At 60.8% G+C, this 16,496-nt stretch carries 14 protein-coding genes; 4 read left to right on the forward strand and 10 right to left on the reverse strand.

Features of this window, described 5'->3' with window-relative positions:
- Positions 1-10: 10 nt before the first annotated feature.
- From galE to QMG46_RS16765, 7 genes are read right to left on the reverse strand one after another with little or no spacing between them, the layout of a single operon-like run.
- Entirely contained in the window at positions 11-1,012 is a 1,002-nt protein-coding gene (galE, locus tag QMG46_RS16735; RefSeq protein ID WP_281848985.1) for a UDP-glucose 4-epimerase GalE, read from the reverse strand.
- Complete coding sequence (locus QMG46_RS16740; protein ID WP_281848986.1) at positions 1,009-1,845, reverse strand: alpha/beta fold hydrolase; 837 nt, start codon at positions 1,843-1,845, stop codon at positions 1,009-1,011. Before QMG46_RS16740 ends, galE begins: the two co-directional genes overlap by 4 nt.
- The gene (locus QMG46_RS16745) at positions 1,842-2,612 is read right to left on the reverse strand and encodes an alpha/beta fold hydrolase (RefSeq protein WP_281848987.1); all 771 of its coding nucleotides are present in this window, start codon (positions 2,610-2,612) and stop codon (positions 1,842-1,844) included. The genes QMG46_RS16740 and QMG46_RS16745 overlap by 4 nt, the downstream gene beginning before the upstream one ends.
- Positions 2,609-3,931 carry a porin family protein gene (locus QMG46_RS16750; protein WP_281848988.1) on the reverse strand — a complete coding sequence of 441 codons (1,323 nt, stop codon included), beginning with the start codon at positions 3,929-3,931 and terminating at the stop codon, positions 2,609-2,611. Before QMG46_RS16750 ends, QMG46_RS16745 begins: the two co-directional genes overlap by 4 nt.
- Before the next feature lie 60 nt (positions 3,932-3,991).
- On the reverse strand, positions 3,992-4,774 hold the full coding sequence (locus QMG46_RS16755; RefSeq protein WP_281848989.1) for a CpsD/CapB family tyrosine-protein kinase: 783 nt from the start codon (positions 4,772-4,774) through the stop codon (positions 3,992-3,994).
- A gap of 2 nt (positions 4,775-4,776) precedes the next feature.
- On the reverse strand, positions 4,777-6,321 hold the full coding sequence (locus QMG46_RS16760) for an XrtA system polysaccharide chain length determinant (protein ID WP_281848990.1): 1,545 nt from the start codon (positions 6,319-6,321) through the stop codon (positions 4,777-4,779).
- A 40-nt stretch (positions 6,322-6,361) separates the two neighbouring features.
- Positions 6,362-6,988: an XrtA/PEP-CTERM system exopolysaccharide export protein gene (locus tag QMG46_RS16765; protein ID WP_281848991.1), complete on the reverse strand. Its 627-nt coding sequence runs from the start codon at positions 6,986-6,988 to the stop codon at positions 6,362-6,364.
- Positions 6,989-7,161: 173 nt separating this feature from the next.
- On the opposite strand from QMG46_RS16765, the gene QMG46_RS16770 reads away from it, so the two are divergent.
- Complete coding sequence (locus QMG46_RS16770) at positions 7,162-7,893, forward strand: YdcF family protein (protein ID WP_281848992.1); 732 nt, start codon at positions 7,162-7,164, stop codon at positions 7,891-7,893.
- Between the two features lie 202 nt (positions 7,894-8,095).
- Here QMG46_RS16770 and QMG46_RS16775 read toward each other — a convergent pair whose 3' ends face one another.
- Entirely contained in the window at positions 8,096-9,013 is a 918-nt protein-coding gene (locus QMG46_RS16775) for a LysR family transcriptional regulator (RefSeq protein WP_281848993.1), read from the reverse strand.
- A gap of 110 nt (positions 9,014-9,123) precedes the next feature.
- Between QMG46_RS16775 and QMG46_RS16780 the strand changes: the two genes are divergently transcribed.
- The 3 genes from QMG46_RS16780 (at position 9,124) to QMG46_RS16790 (ending at position 12,865) form a co-directional block, all read left to right on the forward strand.
- Positions 9,124-9,861 carry an SDR family oxidoreductase gene (locus QMG46_RS16780; RefSeq protein WP_281848994.1) on the forward strand — a complete coding sequence of 246 codons (738 nt, stop codon included), beginning with the start codon at positions 9,124-9,126 and terminating at the stop codon, positions 9,859-9,861.
- A 495-nt stretch (positions 9,862-10,356) separates the two neighbouring features.
- Positions 10,357-12,087, forward strand: coding sequence for a S53 family peptidase (locus tag QMG46_RS16785; RefSeq protein ID WP_281848995.1), 1,731 nt, complete (start codon positions 10,357-10,359; stop codon positions 12,085-12,087).
- A gap of 163 nt (positions 12,088-12,250) precedes the next feature.
- Positions 12,251-12,865 (forward strand): hypothetical protein, encoded by a 615-nt coding sequence (locus QMG46_RS16790; RefSeq protein WP_281848996.1) that lies wholly within the window; start codon positions 12,251-12,253, stop codon positions 12,863-12,865.
- Here the strand turns inward: QMG46_RS16790 and QMG46_RS16795 are convergent.
- Both QMG46_RS16795 and QMG46_RS16800 read right to left on the reverse strand, forming a co-directional pair.
- On the reverse strand, positions 12,825-14,051 hold the full coding sequence (locus QMG46_RS16795; protein WP_281848997.1) for an SGNH/GDSL hydrolase family protein: 1,227 nt from the start codon (positions 14,049-14,051) through the stop codon (positions 12,825-12,827). The two genes, QMG46_RS16790 and QMG46_RS16795, sit on opposite strands and share 41 nt — an antisense overlap.
- Positions 14,048-16,474 (reverse strand): glycosyl hydrolase family 95 catalytic domain-containing protein, encoded by a 2,427-nt coding sequence (locus tag QMG46_RS16800; protein WP_281848998.1) that lies wholly within the window; start codon positions 16,472-16,474, stop codon positions 14,048-14,050. Before QMG46_RS16800 ends, QMG46_RS16795 begins: the two co-directional genes overlap by 4 nt.
- Between the last annotated feature and the right edge of the window lie 22 nt (positions 16,475-16,496).

Here is a 16,496-nt window from a genome sequence, read left to right on the forward strand (position 1 = left end):
CAACCATCGGCTAGGCCACCGACGTCAATGGCGATTTACGGGCGAGCTGCCACTCCCACATCAGCGCCGTGCGCACGATGAAGTCCAGATCGTCGTATTGCGGTTGCCAACCCAGCACCTGCTTGAGGCGCATGCTGCTGGCAATCAGTTTGGGCAAGTCCCCCGGACGGCGCGGCAGCTCGAGCACGTTCAACGGCTGCCCGCCGACGCGCTCCACGGCATCGATCACCTCGCGCACGCTGTAGCCGTGTCCATAACCGCAATTGAGCGTCAGCGAGTCGCCGCCGTCGCGCAGATGATCGAGGGCGCGCAGATGCGCCGAGGCCAGGTCGTCGACATGGATATAGTCGCGGATCCCCGTCCCATCGGGCGTGTCGTAGTCGGTACCGAACACCGATAGGCTTGCGCGCTTGCCGACCGCGTGCTCGCAGGCCACCTTGATAAGCAAGGTCGCCTGCGGCGTGGAATGCCCGATGCGCCCCTGCGGGTCGCAGCCAGCCACATTGAAGTAGCGCAGAATGACATGCCGCATGGCGCCGGTTGCGCAGTGATCGCGCAACATGGTTTCGGACATCAGCTTGGAGGTGCCGTATGGATTGATCGGCTGGGTCGGCGTGTCTTCGTCGGCAACGCCATCGGAGGTAAAGCCGTACACCGCGGCCGTGGACGAAAAAATGAACTTGCCCACGCCGGCCTCGGCGCAGCAGGCCAACAGATTACGGGTATTGCAGGTGTTGTTGCCATAGTACTTGAGCGGATCGCTTACCGATTCGGGCACCACGGTGTGCGCCGCGAAATGCAGGACGGCGTCGACCTGATGCTCGGCAATCACCCGGGAAACCAGCGAGGTATCGCCAACGTTGCCGACGACGAGCTCGGCACCGCGTACCGCTTCGCGAAAACCGGTGCTCAGGTTGTCGATCACGACGACACGGTCGCCACGCGCAACCAGCTGCTGCACCACATGGCTGCCTATATAGCCGGCGCCTCCGGTAACAAGAACCTTGTTCATGCTCGTGTACCCGCTTTAACGATAGGGAAGTTCTCTGCTATCCAGTGCTCGATGTTGTCGAGCAAGCGGTGGCGATCGCCGGTCAAGATATAGGTGTGGTCGCTTTCCCGCAGAAAACTGGTACTGACGTAGGGATGGCTCATGACGCTGCCAAAGCATTCGCGAAACTGGCGCGCGTGATTGAAGTAGTTGCTGATGCCACCGCTATAGATCAGACACAGCCGCATGCCGCGCTCGATCATGCCGGCCAGATCCGTGCGTACGACCGCCTGCGGCGAAGGTGCTACCGCGAAGACCGGCTCCGGACTGCGCGGTGCAGCAACCTGCTGGTTGCGGCTACGCGTAAGCGCATGACGCCAACGTTCCATATCGAACAGGCGCGGGACGTAGTGCCGCACGCGATAGCCAAAGGTGCGATACGCATAACCGTCGAGAAACACCACGCCGGCCACCTTGTTGTCGTTGCAGGCCACGCTGTGGGCGTTCTGCGCGCCGGAACAAAGACCAATCAAAACGAAACGATTGCAACCGGCCTGCTGCCCGAGCAGCGTCATGGCATCGTCAACATCGGCGCAAACCTGCTGCACTTTCGTCTGCGACTCGCCGCTGGAGCCGCTGTCGCCCAATGTGGATAAATCAAAACGCAGGGTTGGATAGCCCTGGGCATTGAGACGCCGGGTCATTTCCACGTGCAGGCGGAACGGACCGATGCGATGAACCAGGCCGGCATTGAGCACGATCACGCCGACGGCAGCTGACGCTTCGTCAGGCACCCCGGCGATACCGACCAGGTGCCTGGCGCGCCCAAAACGAAAGGCCTGCTCGCGTGTCATGCCGAGGCCCTCACATGGCTGGTCACGGTCTGAATGAGCGGATGCGACAAGATCGCCACCTCCAGACGATTCAGATCGTCCCAGGGCGCGGCCGGCTCCAGCCTCTTGACCGAGATATTGGTTACGCCGTTGTCAGGCAGCTCGCCGAGCGAGTCCAGTACCAGCGTGGGCACCGACGAGGTATCCAGCTGCAATTCGGTAATCTGGCCGCGCAAGCGCTCACTGGTCGCAAATCCCAACCATTGCTCGGCGACATCCGATGCCGAACGCGGACGTGTGAATCGTTGTCGGTCCTGCCGCAACGCCGACTGCATGGCATCAAGGCGCGACACGTAGCTTCCGCCATCGAACACCGGATCCCAGGCCACCAGGCCGGCGAAGCGAGCGGCGGGGGCCGCGGCGATGGCCATGCTGCCGCCCAGGCGCGCACCAAAGGCAATCACCCGGTCGGCGCCGCTACGCCTGCGCAATTCGTCGGCAGCGGTGGCGATATCCGCAACACAGCGATCCCAGTCGACATCCGCGCTCCCGCCAGCGGAATCGCCCGTACCGTAGTAGTCGAAACGTAGCGCGGCAATACCCTCGCCCGCCAAGGCATTGGCCAGCTGGCGATACAGCCGATGGCAGCGGATATGATCCTGACCCAACGGCGGACACAGCAGCACTGCGCGACGCGCGGGCCCACCGGTGGCATGAAAGAGTCCGAACAGCGCCGCGTCGTCGCCGAAGTAAAAGGGCAGCTCGACTTCTGGACTGGTAATCATCATCGCCGGTACACCACGCCAAAAAAAAGCTCGGTTTCGCGATAGCTCTGATCCACCGCGTTACTGTTTCGCCGCTGGCGGATCACCGATGCGTGCCAGCTCCAATGCGGTGTCCACTGGCTGTTCAAGTCGAGACCGAAACGCAGGGTTCGATCGGTGCGATTGAGCGTCTGGTATTCGAGCTTCTCGCCGGCGGCGAACGCCGAAAGCAGCAAGGTGGGCCGCAACCGATAGGTTGCATTGAGGCTACCGCCACGCCCCACCTGATCGAACGTCGGGTCGTTGAGGTAATGCAGCTTCCGATAGACAGGTGCGACCGAGAACGTCCAGCGCTCGGTGTTGAACGTATACGTCGCCTCCAGCAATCGCTGCAGATACACCTGCGAATCGATGACGGCGCTACCCGTGCTGATGCCGCTCCCAGTCACGGTGCCGCCACCGAGGTCGGTAATCGTGGTCTGCCCCGGCGTGAGCATCATGTCCTGTGCTGCATCCGCGTATTCGTAGGATCCGGACACCGTGAATCCCGTGCGCAAGGTCGGCTGCCAGCCCAGCGTCACGCGCGCCATCGGACTGGAATCGCTGGGCGCGTGATCGAAGCTCAGTTGCGACCAACCAATCAATATATCGGCGTTGAATTTCGCCAACTTGCTGGTGTAACGCAGAAAGCCTTCATTGCGCGTGTAATTCGGGCCGGCATCGGCACCGTTCTCAAAACTCACCCGCTGCGTTTCAACGTTGGCCGACAACTGGTCGGTGGGGCTGATATCGCGGAACAAACGAAACGCGGCAACACCACGCGATGAATTGAACTCGCTGACTTTCGACGCATAGCTATTGATGTAGCGAAGCTCGGCCTGGCCGCGCATGGCGTCGCCGAACTGCAGATGCAGTGTCGGACCCACCGAAAGCACGTTGGTCTGCTGCTGGTTGTCGGGCGCATTGCTCGCCAGCGAATCCACCGGCTGCACGGCCGCATAGTCTTCAACGGACAAGTCCAGCCGCTGCGGCAAGACCGTCCAGTTAGCCTGCCCCGCGAGCTGGGTCTGGGTCTGGTTGTCGAAGCGACTCCCCGGATAATCGCGATACTCGAGCGTACCGAGCACATTCGCCTGAAACGTGGAGCCTTGCTGCTGATAGGTAAAATTGAGCCCAGGAATGAGTACGTTCTGGCTGACCGGGTCGGTCGTGCTCAGCGCGATGTTGTCGCTATGTTCGATGCCCATATACAGCGAATAGTCGAACTTGCCCGCCCATACCGCGCCAGGGGCGGCGGCAAACACGAGCAAAAGAGCACGAGCAAGCGTAGTGGAAGCCGGCATCATCCTTTCCCGGTAGCTTTAGCGACGTGAAGTTGTGCATCGACAGCGTTGAAAACCGCTCTAGGGCGGCTGATTGAAAACCACTCCGGCGAGCTTGTCCGGCTCGAAATTGGCCACGGCCTGGCTGATCGATGCCGGTGTATCGCGGCCGTAACCGGCGACCACCACCACGAAATCGGCCAGGTCCGACAGAATGCGTGCATCGGGCGAGCCCTTGATGGCCGGCCCGTCGAGAAACAGATAGCGATCGGCGTAGCGACTGCGCAGCGAATCGATGGCTGTGCGCATCCGCGACGAAGAAAAATATTCGCCACCGTTTTCCCGTGCCCTGCCCGACGGAATCAGGCGCAGGCGCGGAATGCCGGTGGGATAGATGATCGATTCGATGCCGCGCGCCTGATGCTCCAGCAGATCGATCAGGCCGCCATTGACCGGCAGGACGCCCAGCTCCTTGTGCTGATTGGGATAGCGAAGATTGCAATCCACCAGCAGGCTGGTCTTGGTTTCGTCAAACGCAAAGGCCGCGGCGAGATTGCGCGCAACGAAGCTGCCACCGCAATGCGGACTGACCGAAACCACCAGCGTGACGAAGTTTTGCCGACCCGCCAGTTCAAGCAGACGCGTGCGAATGCCGCGAAACGCATCGGAGTGCCGGCGAGCCGACTCTTCGCGATGGATCATGCGACGCTCTTCAAGCTGCAGCGGAGCGAGCGCACCGGCCTGCTCGCTCATCAGCGCGATCGAGTGACTATGCGACGAGCGCGTCTCGATGCTGCTGGCCGCGGCCTCCAGCACATCGCTGATGTGATGGGAGAACATTTTCTCGCTGTCTTCGTTCTTCATATCTACCCCTTCATCCGGAGCCAGAACAGGGCCAGATAGATGGCGGCTACCCCGACGACTATCAGCAGCAGCATCGAATTGTTCAGCTGCTCGCGCCGGCGATCACGCGGTGTCGGATAGAATGGAATCGACGCCAGCACAGGCAAGCCCGTGGTGTGTTCGAGCTGCCAGGCCGAACGCACACGCGGATCGAAGCGAACCAGCGCAAACAGCAGGCCGAAAGGCACCGCCAGCGACATGGCAAGGCCTGCCACGCTGAAGTGCATGAAGCGCAGACCCGAGGGGGTCAGCGGCATCACCGCCGGGTTCTGGATCAGGAAGGTGAGACCACGCTGCTCGGCGTCCAGATTCATCGACACGCGAGCGTTTTCGCGGCGCTTGAGCAAGTCCTGGTAGACATCGCGATTGACGTTGTAATCACGTGTCAGTTCGGCAGTCACGTTTTCCGAATTGGCGATGCGCTTGCTGCGTTCCAGCTCGGCCTGCAACATCGACTCGCTGGCGCCGATCCGCGCTGCCGCACCGGCGGCGTCGCCGCGCGCGCCAGCGAGCTGAATCTTCAGCTGCTGATACAGCGGATTCATCTGCACGGCGTTGTCCAACGGCATCGGCGTGCCGGAGCGCTCGGCGCTCTGCTTGAGCTGTTCGGACTGCGCCAGCTGCTGGCGCAGATCCTGTATCTGATGCCGGAGGCGGATCACGTCCGGGTATTCGTCGGTATATGTCAGTAGCAAGGTGTCGAGCTGACTCTGCAGGCCGGCCAGCTGGGTCTGATAAAGACCACCGGTGGTCTGCACCGCATTGACTTCGGATTCGCCGTTCAATTGCGCAGCTAGTGCTGCTTGCTGCGATTGCTTCTCCATCATGTACATGCGCGTGCTTTCGATCTGCGTGCGCAACTGGCTGATCCGGGTATTGGTATCCGCCTCGCTGCCAGGCCGCGCGTCTGCATTGGCGTCGCGATAGATCTTCAGCTTGTCTTCGGCGTCGGTAAGCTTTTTACGATAGGTTTCCACCTGGCTGTTGATGAACTCATAAGCGTCGCGACTCTCGCGCTGCTTGGATGCCAGACTTTCGCTGATGAACAACTGGGCCAACTGCCGGGTGACGTCAAAGGCCCGCTTGGGATCGGAGTCGGAATAACTGATGGTGATCAGGTTGTCGCGCGAGGTCTGCACGATGGTGCGCGACTTGATGCCTTCGATAAGGCGGTCCTGCTCGACCGGCGTAGGGTTCGTCGCCATCCAGCCGCCGATGGCCAGTATTTCGCCCATCACCTTGCGACTGAAAATCACGTCACGCGCGATGCCCGCGCGGTTCTTGTTGGCGGTGGGCGATGCAGCCCCCTCCATCAACGGCGTGATGATGCTGCTTTCCTGCGCCAGAATGGTGGTGGACGCCTCGTATTTCTTCGGCCACAACAGGCCGGCGGCCAGCGCGACCAGAGCGATAACGGCAAACAGCAGCGCCAGTCCGACACGGCGCCTTCGCGCTTCGCTGATCAAGGCGGGCAACGCCCCGCCGAAAGGTACTAATTCCGCGCTCATGACATCCCCCTTGAATCCCTTTGAAACCGCTTCCGTGACATCAGAAAGCTCGCTGCGGCACCGTGATCACGTCACCGGGCTGCACCGGATAGTTATTGGCCAGGTCACCCTGTTGCAGAATCTTTTCCAGGCGCACCGCATATGACGTGGTGTTGTCGCCATCACTGCTCCTGCGATACAGCTCGGTGCGGTCGGGTGCGGCAAATTCCGTCGTACCGCCGGCCGCCAATACGGCATCGAGTACCGTCATGCCCTGGCGGTACGGAATCGAAATCGGGCTGCGCACGGCGCCGGTCACACGCACGCGCGATAGATATTCGTGGCTGCGTAGCGCAGTAAGAATCACGGCAACCTGCGGGTCACGTATGAACGATTGCAGCTTGTCCTTGATCTGACCGGAGACTTCTTCGGTGGTCTTGCCGCCGGCAACGACGTCGCCGATCAGCGGCACCGTAATCTTGCCGTCCGGGCGAACCGGCACGCTGACGCTCAGATCCGGGTTGTGCCACACGGTGATCTGCAACTGATCGTCGACACCGATCAAATAGGTATTGACCGCCTGCGCATCGCCTGCCGGTTTCGGTGGCGCACTGGTGCTTCCGCCCGTGGCACATGCGGTCAACACGGCGGCCAGACCTACGATCAAAAGGCTGCGCAAATTCTTCATTTGGGCTCACACCAATGTCTGAAACTGTGAACCACACTACACTAGTTGCTCTTGACGAAAACGATCGCAAACGATCTAGAAAGCTCAGCTAGCCGGCCTATGCCGTTGGTCGGATAGGGCAATGGCATGCTCCTTGCGAAACTCCGCAACGCCTTTTCGGCGACACGGATCCCATGGGTTTAGTCCAACAGCTCGGCCGCCTGACCCACCCCGCGCTACACACGGCGCTCCTGTTGGTCATCGGTATCTTTTTTATCTATCGGCGACGTTATGGCGCAGGCGCATCGGCGCTCGCATTGGGCGTGCTGTGGCTTGCGCTGTGCTCCGCACCGACATTCGCCACCTGGCTGCAACGCGGACTGGAGCGGCCGTATGCACAACGCGACGCATCGGGCTATCCGAAGGCCGATGCCATCGTCGTGCTGGGCGGCGGAAAGTTGTCCAACGATCCGGACTGGAACAGTGACGATCCCGACATGCAAGCGACCCGGCTTGGTTTTGGTTTGCAGCTTTTTCAGGATGGGCGTGCGGGAACCTTGCTTTTGTCAGGTTCCGACCAGGCATTGAAGATGGCGCACCGATTGCAACAGGCGGGCGTGCCGGACGCGGCGCTGATCGTCGAGGGTGCCAGCCGCAATACACATCAGAATGCGCTTTATTCGATCGCCATTCTGAAGCAACGGAAATTGCGGAATGTTCTGCTGGTGACGTCGGGTATTCATATGCCGCGTGCTGAAGCGAGCTTCGCGCGACAAGGTGTGGCGGTGATTCCTGCGCCTGCGCCGGACGAATATCAGGGGCCATCCAGTTCGTGGTGGCCACGGCGGGCTGCGCTGACGCTGAGTGCGCGATGTCTGCGGGAGTATCTTGGGATGTGGGTTTATAGGATGCGTGGGTGGGTTTGAGTTGATTCTGGCGCCGAGGGCTTAAAGCTTCCCCCCTCACCCCAACCCTCTCCCCCGGCAAAGCCAGGGGAGAGGGAGCTAACTGAGGAGAATCTCAGTGTTTCGCACTTGCGTAACCTGCCCCCTCTCCCCTGGCTTTGCTGGGGGAGAGGGTTGGGGTGAGGGGGCCGGGTACTCGCGGGAACCTCTCCTATCGCACAGGCTAAGGCTCCACGCTGATCCCCTGCGTCAATCGCTTGGCCAATCGTGGATTGCGCAGTTGCTCCAGCCACCATGCCAACGCCCTGCCCTCATGATCGCTATGCCACGCCACATAAAGCGTATTGGGTTCACGCTCCTCGGCAACACGCTTTTCGACAAGATCACCGCTACGGAGCAACGCAGATACGCGATGACGCGGCAGCCAGCCCACGCCCAAAGCCTCGCGTTGCGACAGGATCTTCGCGCGCATGCTCGGCACGGCCAAGGTAGCCTGACCGCCGAGTACGCCATAACCGCGGCCGTCGACACCGCGCGACGAATCGGCAACAACGACCGCCCGGTACGGCGTGAGCTGCTCCTGCTGCAGCGGCTCATTGACCTTGGCCAGCGGATGACGAGGCGATATGGCAAACACCCATTCGACGACACCCAACTCGAACCAACGCAGTCTGGGCATCGATGGGGGCTCGTTGGTGGCACCCACTACCAGATCGGCGCGTCCGTCGCGCAGCGCCTCCCACGTACCGCTAAGTACTTCGTGCGTCAGGCGCAAGGCAACGCCCGATTCCAGCGCATCGAAAGCACGCACCACCGGCAACAGGGTTTCGTACTCGAGAAGCTCGTCCGTCACGATCCACAGGCGGTCTTCCCAACCATGCGCCACCTGTTTCACGCGCCGGGTCAGGCGGGATACGTCCAACGACAAGCGTGCCGCCTCTTGCGCCAGCAATTGGCCGGCCGGGGTCAGTTGCAAGCGATAGCGCCGCCGATCGAACAGCAACGCGTCGAAGCGCGCCTCCAGCTGCCGCGCCGCATGCGAAACGGTCGAGGGCGCTTTTCCCAGTCGCGCGGCCGCACGGGTCAGGCTTCCACTGGCCTGAATGGCTTCCAGCAAGGCTAATTCGTCGTCGGACAACATATTCGAACCTTTCGAACGAGTACGTCGAAAGCATGGTACGGCAAACCAGCCACCATGGATCAACATGAGCACCAGTTCCAGACACATCCACCACGACGGAGTCCATCACCATGAATCGTTTCGAAGGCAAGACCGTACTCGTCACCGGCGGCAACAGCGGCATCGGCCTGGCTGCCGCAAAGGCGTATGCCGCCGAAGGCGCGCGCGTTGTCATTACCGGACGCGACGCTACATCCCTCGCACAAGCCCAGGCTGAACTGGGAGCCGCCTCGGTAGCCATCGGCAACGATGCCGCCTCCCTGCCCGCCGCCAGACAGCTGGCAAAAGAACTCACCGCGAAAGGCCTAACCCTCGATGCGGTGTTCATCAACGCCGGCGTAGCCAAGTTTGCGGCCTTTGCCGATGTCGACGAATCGCTGTGGGACCAATCGTTCGATGTGAACGTCAAGGGCGCGTATTTCCAGATCCAGGCGCTGCTGCCACTCCTCAACCAGGGCGCGTCGATCGTCATCAACGGCTCCATCAACGCGCATATCGGCATGCCGGCTTCTTCCGTGTATGCCGCAAGCAAGGCGGCGGTGATTTCGCTGGCCAAGACCTTGTCGGCCGAGCTGCTTCCTCGCGGCATACGCGTCAATGTGGTCAGCCCAGGGCCGATCCGCACGCCACTGCACAGCAAGCTGGGCATGGATGAAGCCACTGCTGCGCAGCTTCAGGCGCAAATCCCGGTCGGCCGCTTTGGCACCGCTGAAGAACTCGCCAGCACGATCCTGCATCTATCGGCCAGCGAGTCCGCCTTTATTGTCGGTACTGAAATTATTGTTGATGGCGGCATGAGCCAGCTATAGGGAACTTCGAATAACTACCTGGTCGTCATTCCGGCGTAGGCCGGAACCCAGTGGCGCATCACGGGGTTCCCGCGAAAAGCTCCGAACACGCTCGCGAAAACAGAGAACCGAAGCCACTGGGTCCCGGCCTACGCCGGGATGACGATAGGGAAAACTGAGGTTATTCGAGCTCCCTTATATGGCGTATCGATAGCGCAGAAAGAACTTGCGTGAAGCGTTCGTCAATATCTCGAGAGTCGCAAGCTTGCATAGAGCTTGCGACTTCTTTTTTTGAATATCGCAATCGATGATTCAAACGCCGAATATGATCGCCTCGTCACAATTTATCGGGTGACAAAAAAAACATGAGCATTAGATGGTGGGCATTTTCTATCGCGACTCGTCTATATCAAACGATGCCATTCAACTTCAGGCATCACGATTTTCGCAAGGATGCACGATGAGTTTTCCATAAGAGGTCAGATAGATAATCCCACCTACTGGAGAAACACGCTTATGAAGTTCGTCCCCTTTCGCAAGCCGAACGGCAAATCCAGCGTCGGCGCAATCGTTCCCGCCTTTATTTTCGCCAGCGCATTTATTTGCGGCTTCAACGCGCAGGCGGCCGATGCCGGCATTTACCGCGTCATGCGGACGCAGGTACCCGATGCCGTCAGTACCGGTCTGGCAGCACGCGTAAGCGATGCGCCAAGCACGCAGTCATTGAAACTCGCGCTGAATTTACCGCTGCGCAATGAAGCCGAACTCGACAGCCTGATTCAGTCGATCTACGATCCGAGCAGCCCGAATTATCATCATTATCTGACCTCGGAAGAATTCACCGCGCGTTTCGCACCCACTCAAGCCGATTATGACGCCGTCGTCGGCTGGGCCAAGGTGAATGGTTTCAATGTCACCAGCACGGTATCGAATCGCCGCCTGGTCGATGTTGAAGCGCCGGTCGATACGATCAACCGCGCATTGCACATCAAGCTCAGCAATTATCGGCATCCGACCGAGAACCGGAACTTCTTTGCACCCGATCGCGAACCAACCGTGGATCTGGGCGTGCCACTTCTGAAGATCACCGGCCTGACCAATGTCAGCCTGCCGCACAACCATATGCGTCGCGGTACGATCAGCCAGCAGATCAAGGCGCTGGCACATGCTGAAGGCTCTGGCCCGTCCGGCAACTACACGCCTACCGATATTCGTAAGGCCTATTACGGCTCCGGCTCGTTGAACGGCGCCGGCCAGGTCGTTGCGGTGTTCTCCTTCGAAGGTTACAAGGCCGCGGACCTGACGCTGTTCTACAGCCAGACCGGAACCCCCTCGACCGTACCGGTCAAGAATGTTCTGGTGAACGGCTTCAGCGGCACCTGCAATTCGCGCTGCGACGACGGCGAGCAGGTGCTGGATATCGGCAACGTCGTCGGCATGGCGCCGGGCCTCAAGCAGGTGCTGTTCTATGAAGGCGATAGCGCGACCGACGTGCTCAACCAGATGGCGACCGACAATACCGCCAAGGTGATCACCAGTTCCTGGGGCGGCGGTGACTTTGGCAGCGCGGACGATCCGATCTACAAGCAGTTCGCCACCCAGGGCCAGACCTATCTCAATGCCAGCGGTGACGACGGTGCCTACAACGCACAGACGTTCGACCCACCGTCACTGGACCCGAACATCCTGGATGTCGGCGGCACCTCGCTGACCACCAGCGGCGCGGGCGGCGCATGGGTCTCGGAGACCGGCTGGGGCGACACCTTCGAAGGGCTCTACGGTGCCAGCGGCGGCGGCTTCTACAAGCCGGCCGGCTATTCGATTCCGTCGTACCAGAGCACGGCCGGCGTGATCACCTCGACCAACAAGGGCTCGACCACGCTGCGCAACGATCCGGATATCTCGCTGGAAGCGGACTTCGACAACGTTACCGTCAGCCAGGGTTCGGTGGAAACCGGTGTGGCCGGAACCAGCTACGCCGCCCCGCGTTGGGCCGGCCTGCTTGCGCTGGCCAATCAGCAGTCGGTGGCCGCAGGCAATGGCACGGTCGGCTTCGTCAATCCGAAGCTTTACCAGCTGGCGCTGAGCTCCAGCTATCACAGCCTGTTCCATGACATCACCAGTGGCAGCAACAAGCCAGCCGCTGGTAGCGGCACGGGCTTCAAGGCCGTCGCCGGGTTCGATCTGGTGACCGGTTGGGGCAGCCCGATCGGACCGGCATTCATCAATGCCCTGGTCACGCCCTGAAACATCCGTAACACCTGCCGTGGAGGGCCGCCCCTGGGCGGCCCTTTCTTTTTCCCGCGTTGAAGTTCCCCAGCACCCTGCCGATAACCCATCTTGAGCCGGCACGAAGTCCCCATCCCCGGGGCTCCATACCGCACGGTGGAACCACCCAAGCGAGACAGGCATGCTGAATTCCGCACCGAATCTGGATTACCTCAAAGCCGCCTGGTCGGCTCTGGCCTGCATCAGCGGGCGCAACGCGGGGCAAAGCTATGAAGCCTCCGGGCTGACGCTTCAGCGCATCAATCACTCGACCATCGTGCACAAGGGCCAAGTGCAGGTGGCGACCATGCCCTTGCATTACACACGCAGCGAATTGCGGGTGGGCTTTCTTGGCCGCATCGAAAACGAGGTGCGCAAGGCGGTCTCGGAGCTCGACAGCGTGCTGTTCCACAGCCTCGATGTGCCGGACGGTCACCATCTGGTGATCGAGCTGGAAGAAAGCATGCGCTCATTGCGCCGTACGGGCGGCCGGATGCTGTCGATCTTCGTGCAGCCGGATCCCGACGTGGAGCACGAAACATTTTTCGTCGTGGAAATGCGCATTTTTCTGGATGCGCCGCGCGCCTGCCTGTTCGCCTATCGAGTGACGGCGCAAGGCGATGAAAAAATCGATCTGTTGGCCCAGGCACCCAAGCGCGCGCGCGTTCCCCGCGCGGCCAGCTACGCCGCGCTCGCACAACAGATGGCGGAAACTATCAATGCTGCGCTTTATCCCGAGACTGTCGCAGCAGGTTGAGATCGACCGCACTGGCCATCGCCTGCATACCCTGTGCATTGGGATGCAGATGATCACCGGAATCGTAGCTCGCGTTTAAAACCGCAGGATTCGACGGATCGCGCAACGCGCGATCGAAGTCCACTACCCCATCGAACTCGCCGCTCTCGCGGATCCAGCGATTGCCCGCTTGGCGAATCGCCTCACCGGCCTCGGTGTAATACCCGGCGCCTCGGTAAGGCAGCATGGTGCCACCGATAATGCGAATACCGGCCGCGTGTGCCTGCTTGATGAGTTCGCGGTAACCACCGATCAACTGTTCCGCCGTGAGTATGCTGCCACCGACACCGGCGTGGTTGCCGATATCGTTGATGCCCTCCATCAGGATCACGGTTCGTACCTGCGGCAAGGCAAGCGCGTCATGGCCAAACCGTTGGATTGCGCTGATGCCCTGACTGACAGGTGCATCGGTCAGGACGCGATTGCCGCCAATGCCGGCATCGACCACACCCACGTGGCGATGAGCCTTGGCCAGCCTGCGCGCGAGAAAATCAGGCCAGCGGGCGTAAGCGCTTTTCGGCGTGTCGTAGCCATCGGTAATCGAATCGCCAAACGCGACCACCGTACCCTCGCCATCCGAAGCGACATCGACGCCGGACAATACGTACCAGGATGTCTTCGAGGTTGTGTATGCGGATGCATCAACCTCGCCGGCGTGATTCTGCGAAGCGATATAGGTCGTATCGAAGGCATCGGAATGCCAGGACGTCGCACCGGTTTGCCCTGGCAGGTAGAGGCTGACCAACACGTTCTGCTCTGCCGCGACCTGCATCGGAATCGGATCGCTCCACAGCTCCTGGCCGGCAGGAATGGTGAAGCTGTCCGCGTGCGATACCGTCACCTTATGCATCGACCCGGTAACCGCCACGGCATCGCGCGCCTGCAGGGCGACCGTTACTTCGCCGATATTCAGCGGAGTGGCACCGCGCAGGTTCGACAAACGGATGCGCACTTGCGACCCGCCCACACTGGGATGCGCGACCATTCGCACGGTGTTGTCGTTGAAGGCGGCGCCACCGGCCGTCATGCTGGGGGCCCAGACCGCTATCCGTTGATCGGCCTGCGGCGCCGCAGACGCAACATCGACAGCGGCTACCAACAACACCGTTAGTGCAGTCCGAGTTATCGCTTTGATCGTAAGCATCATGTTTTTGGCTCAATAGTGATCGACGTACCAGGGCGAAGCGCAATCGTCTTCGTCCAGTCGCCGCATTTCAAGCGCGTCTGTTCGCCACCGACGCTTCGTACCGTAACCGATGCGATCTTGCCATGCCTCCAGGACAGGTCGACGTGAAAGCCGCCGCGCGCGCCCACCCCCGTCACGCTACCCGACTCCGCCCATGCCTTGGGCAGCGCCGGCAACAGCTCGATCAGGCCGGGGCGCGAATTCATCAGCATTTCCAGCATGGCGGTGGGCGTGCCGAAGTTGGCGTCGATCTGGAACGCATCGCTGCCATCGGTCAGCTTGTACATGTCGAAGAAGTTCTGCGCCGTGCCGTTGCTATGGTTCGTCGATGGCGACAGGTTGGTAAGCAACAATTGATAGGCCTTTTCCGGCTCACCCAGACGTGCCCAGCACATCGCACGCCAGGCACAGGCCCAGCCATAACCGCCCGTGCCTCGGTCTTCGAGTAGTTTGGCAACGCCTTCGATCACGTCCGGTGGGCTGGTATCGGTGCGGATGCGATCGCCAGGAAAGAAGCCCACCAGCGGCGACAGATGCCGATGTCCCGGTTCACCGAGATTATCCGGACTCATCCATTCCTCCAGCCAGCCATTCCTGGGGCTGACCACAGGCAGATACAGACGCGCCTGCAACTGCGCTATCGATGCGGCATAGCCCGCGTCCTTGCCCAATAGTGCACTTGCCTGGCGATAGTTCTCGAACAGATCCCAGACCCACTCCTGCGAATAGGTGTTGCCCTTGGCATCGAGCGGCCCCTGCTCCGGCGACCAGTCGGCGTCGTCGATCAGGACCTCGCGCGCGACACCCGTTTTCGGATCCGTCACGGTAGTGGTCAACAACCGCGCCTCCCAAAACTCGCAAGCCCCCTTGAGCAGCGAATAGATTCGCGCAAGGTAGGTGCGATCCTGGGTGTACTGATAGTGCTGCCACAGGTTGTTGCACAGCCACGCGTTGCCGGCCGGGTGCCACCGCCAGCCGCCACCACCATAGATATTGGTGGAAATGCCCATCGTCCAGCCGGCGATCTTGCCCGAGCTGTTGCGAAACACGTTACGCGGATCGTTGAAGTGTTGATGCGTTGACGCCGTCCAGGAGGTGACCTGGCTGAGGCAATAGTCGGTCAATGCATCGAAGCACGAAGGCAGGCCCGCGCGGTCGGGTAGCCAGTAGTTCATCTGGATATTGATATCGCTGTGATAGTCGGCCATCCAGGGCGGCGAGTTGTCGTTTATCCAGAGGCCTTGCAAGCCGGTCGGCAAACTGTCGCGCGAGCCGGCGATCGTCAGATAACGCCCGAACTGCAGATAGGACGCTTCAAGCTCCGGATCGGCCGGCGAGCCTGCCGCTGCCCGCGCCTGCAGACGCTCCCACGAGTCCATCTCGCGTTGCGCTTTCGTCGATGCACCCAGATCGACACGCATCGTGTCGAACAAGGCACGATAATCGACTACGTGCGTGTGCAGCAGCGTAGCCGGCGTCTGCGTCGCGGCAGCTTCGGTTTTCTGGATCGACCGCTTCAATGGATCGAGCGAGGCATCCATATAGCCCTTGGCGACGTCCGGCGTGTAATTGGTACCGCCGCAAAAGATGACCGTGAGCGCTTCGCAGTTGGCAAAGTGAAGACCCTTGGCGTCGGCCGTCACGGTGCCGGACGATGCAAAAGCCTTTATGTTCGATGCGTACTTGAGGCCATTGTCCAGAGCGCCTTCGAAATGGCAGCTTGCGCTTTCAGCGTCCGCACGCGAGGTATCGCCGTGCATCCCGAACAACTCGACGGTGCCGTTGTAGATACCGCCACCAGTTTGCGACAGATGGATCGCAACCATGTCATCCGGATAGCTGGCAAAGATCTCGCACGTATACGCGACACCGTCCTTTCGATACGAAACGCGAATACATCCCTGGCCTAGGTCCAGTTCGCGACGATACTCGGTGATGTTTGCGGCCTCATGTCCTTCCACCGCCAGATACAACTTGGCCAGCATCACCAGGCTGCCGAAGTGCTCCGGGGTGTAATCAAACTGGCCTTCGTCGCCCAGCACGACATCGCGCTTGCCCAGCCACATCGATGCATCGGTGAGGTACAGACAGTTCAGTGCGGGGTCGCCACCGACCAAGGCACCGAGACGTCCATTACCGATCGGCAAGCCTTCGCGCAATAGGTTCGACTCCGCTGCCGGCGTGCGATACCAAAGCGCGTGCTTTGAAGCGCCCGCCGGCAAGGGGCCGGCGGGGCGTTGTACAGGGCGGCTCTGGGCGAACCTGGGCAGGCCAAGCCAGGGCAGCGTGGCCATCATGACGCCGGTCGTTTTCAAGAACCGGCGCCGGGCGATCAGATCGACATGTTCTTCATCCAGGCACGCTTGCTGCACTTCGTTACGCATCAGCACTCTCTTGGAAAATAAC

Source organism: Dyella sp. GSA-30 (assembly GCF_027924605.1).
In the GTDB taxonomy this organism is placed as follows: Bacteria; Pseudomonadota; Gammaproteobacteria; order Xanthomonadales; family Rhodanobacteraceae; genus GSA-30.

Coding starts and splice junctions, on each gene's coding strand:
- QMG46_RS16755 (WP_281848989.1), bottom strand. CDS start 4,774: ATGAAGAACGAAGACAGCGAGAAAATGTTCTCCCATCACATCAGCGAT.
- QMG46_RS16745 (WP_281848987.1), bottom strand. CDS start 2,612: ATGATGATTACCAGTCCAGAAGTCGAGCTGCCCTTTTACTTCGGCGAC.
- galE (WP_281848985.1), bottom strand. CDS start 1,012: ATGAACAAGGTTCTTGTTACCGGAGGCGCCGGCTATATAGGCAGCCAT.
- QMG46_RS16765 (WP_281848991.1), bottom strand. CDS start 6,988: ATGAAGAATTTGCGCAGCCTTTTGATCGTAGGTCTGGCCGCCGTGTTG.
- QMG46_RS16750 (WP_281848988.1), bottom strand. CDS start 3,931: ATGCCGGCTTCCACTACGCTTGCTCGTGCTCTTTTGCTCGTGTTTGCC.
- QMG46_RS16780 (WP_281848994.1), top strand. CDS start 9,124: ATGAATCGTTTCGAAGGCAAGACCGTACTCGTCACCGGCGGCAACAGC.
- QMG46_RS16740 (WP_281848986.1), bottom strand. CDS start 1,845: ATGACACGCGAGCAGGCCTTTCGTTTTGGGCGCGCCAGGCACCTGGTC.
- QMG46_RS16790 (WP_281848996.1), top strand. CDS start 12,251: ATGCTGAATTCCGCACCGAATCTGGATTACCTCAAAGCCGCCTGGTCG.
- QMG46_RS16770 (WP_281848992.1), top strand. CDS start 7,162: ATGGGTTTAGTCCAACAGCTCGGCCGCCTGACCCACCCCGCGCTACAC.
- QMG46_RS16760 (WP_281848990.1), bottom strand. CDS start 6,321: ATGAGCGCGGAATTAGTACCTTTCGGCGGGGCGTTGCCCGCCTTGATC.
- QMG46_RS16775 (WP_281848993.1), bottom strand. CDS start 9,013: ATGTTGTCCGACGACGAATTAGCCTTGCTGGAAGCCATTCAGGCCAGT.
- QMG46_RS16800 (WP_281848998.1), bottom strand. CDS start 16,474: ATGCGTAACGAAGTGCAGCAAGCGTGCCTGGATGAAGAACATGTCGAT.
- QMG46_RS16785 (WP_281848995.1), top strand. CDS start 10,357: ATGAAGTTCGTCCCCTTTCGCAAGCCGAACGGCAAATCCAGCGTCGGC.
- QMG46_RS16795 (WP_281848997.1), bottom strand. CDS start 14,051: ATGATGCTTACGATCAAAGCGATAACTCGGACTGCACTAACGGTGTTG.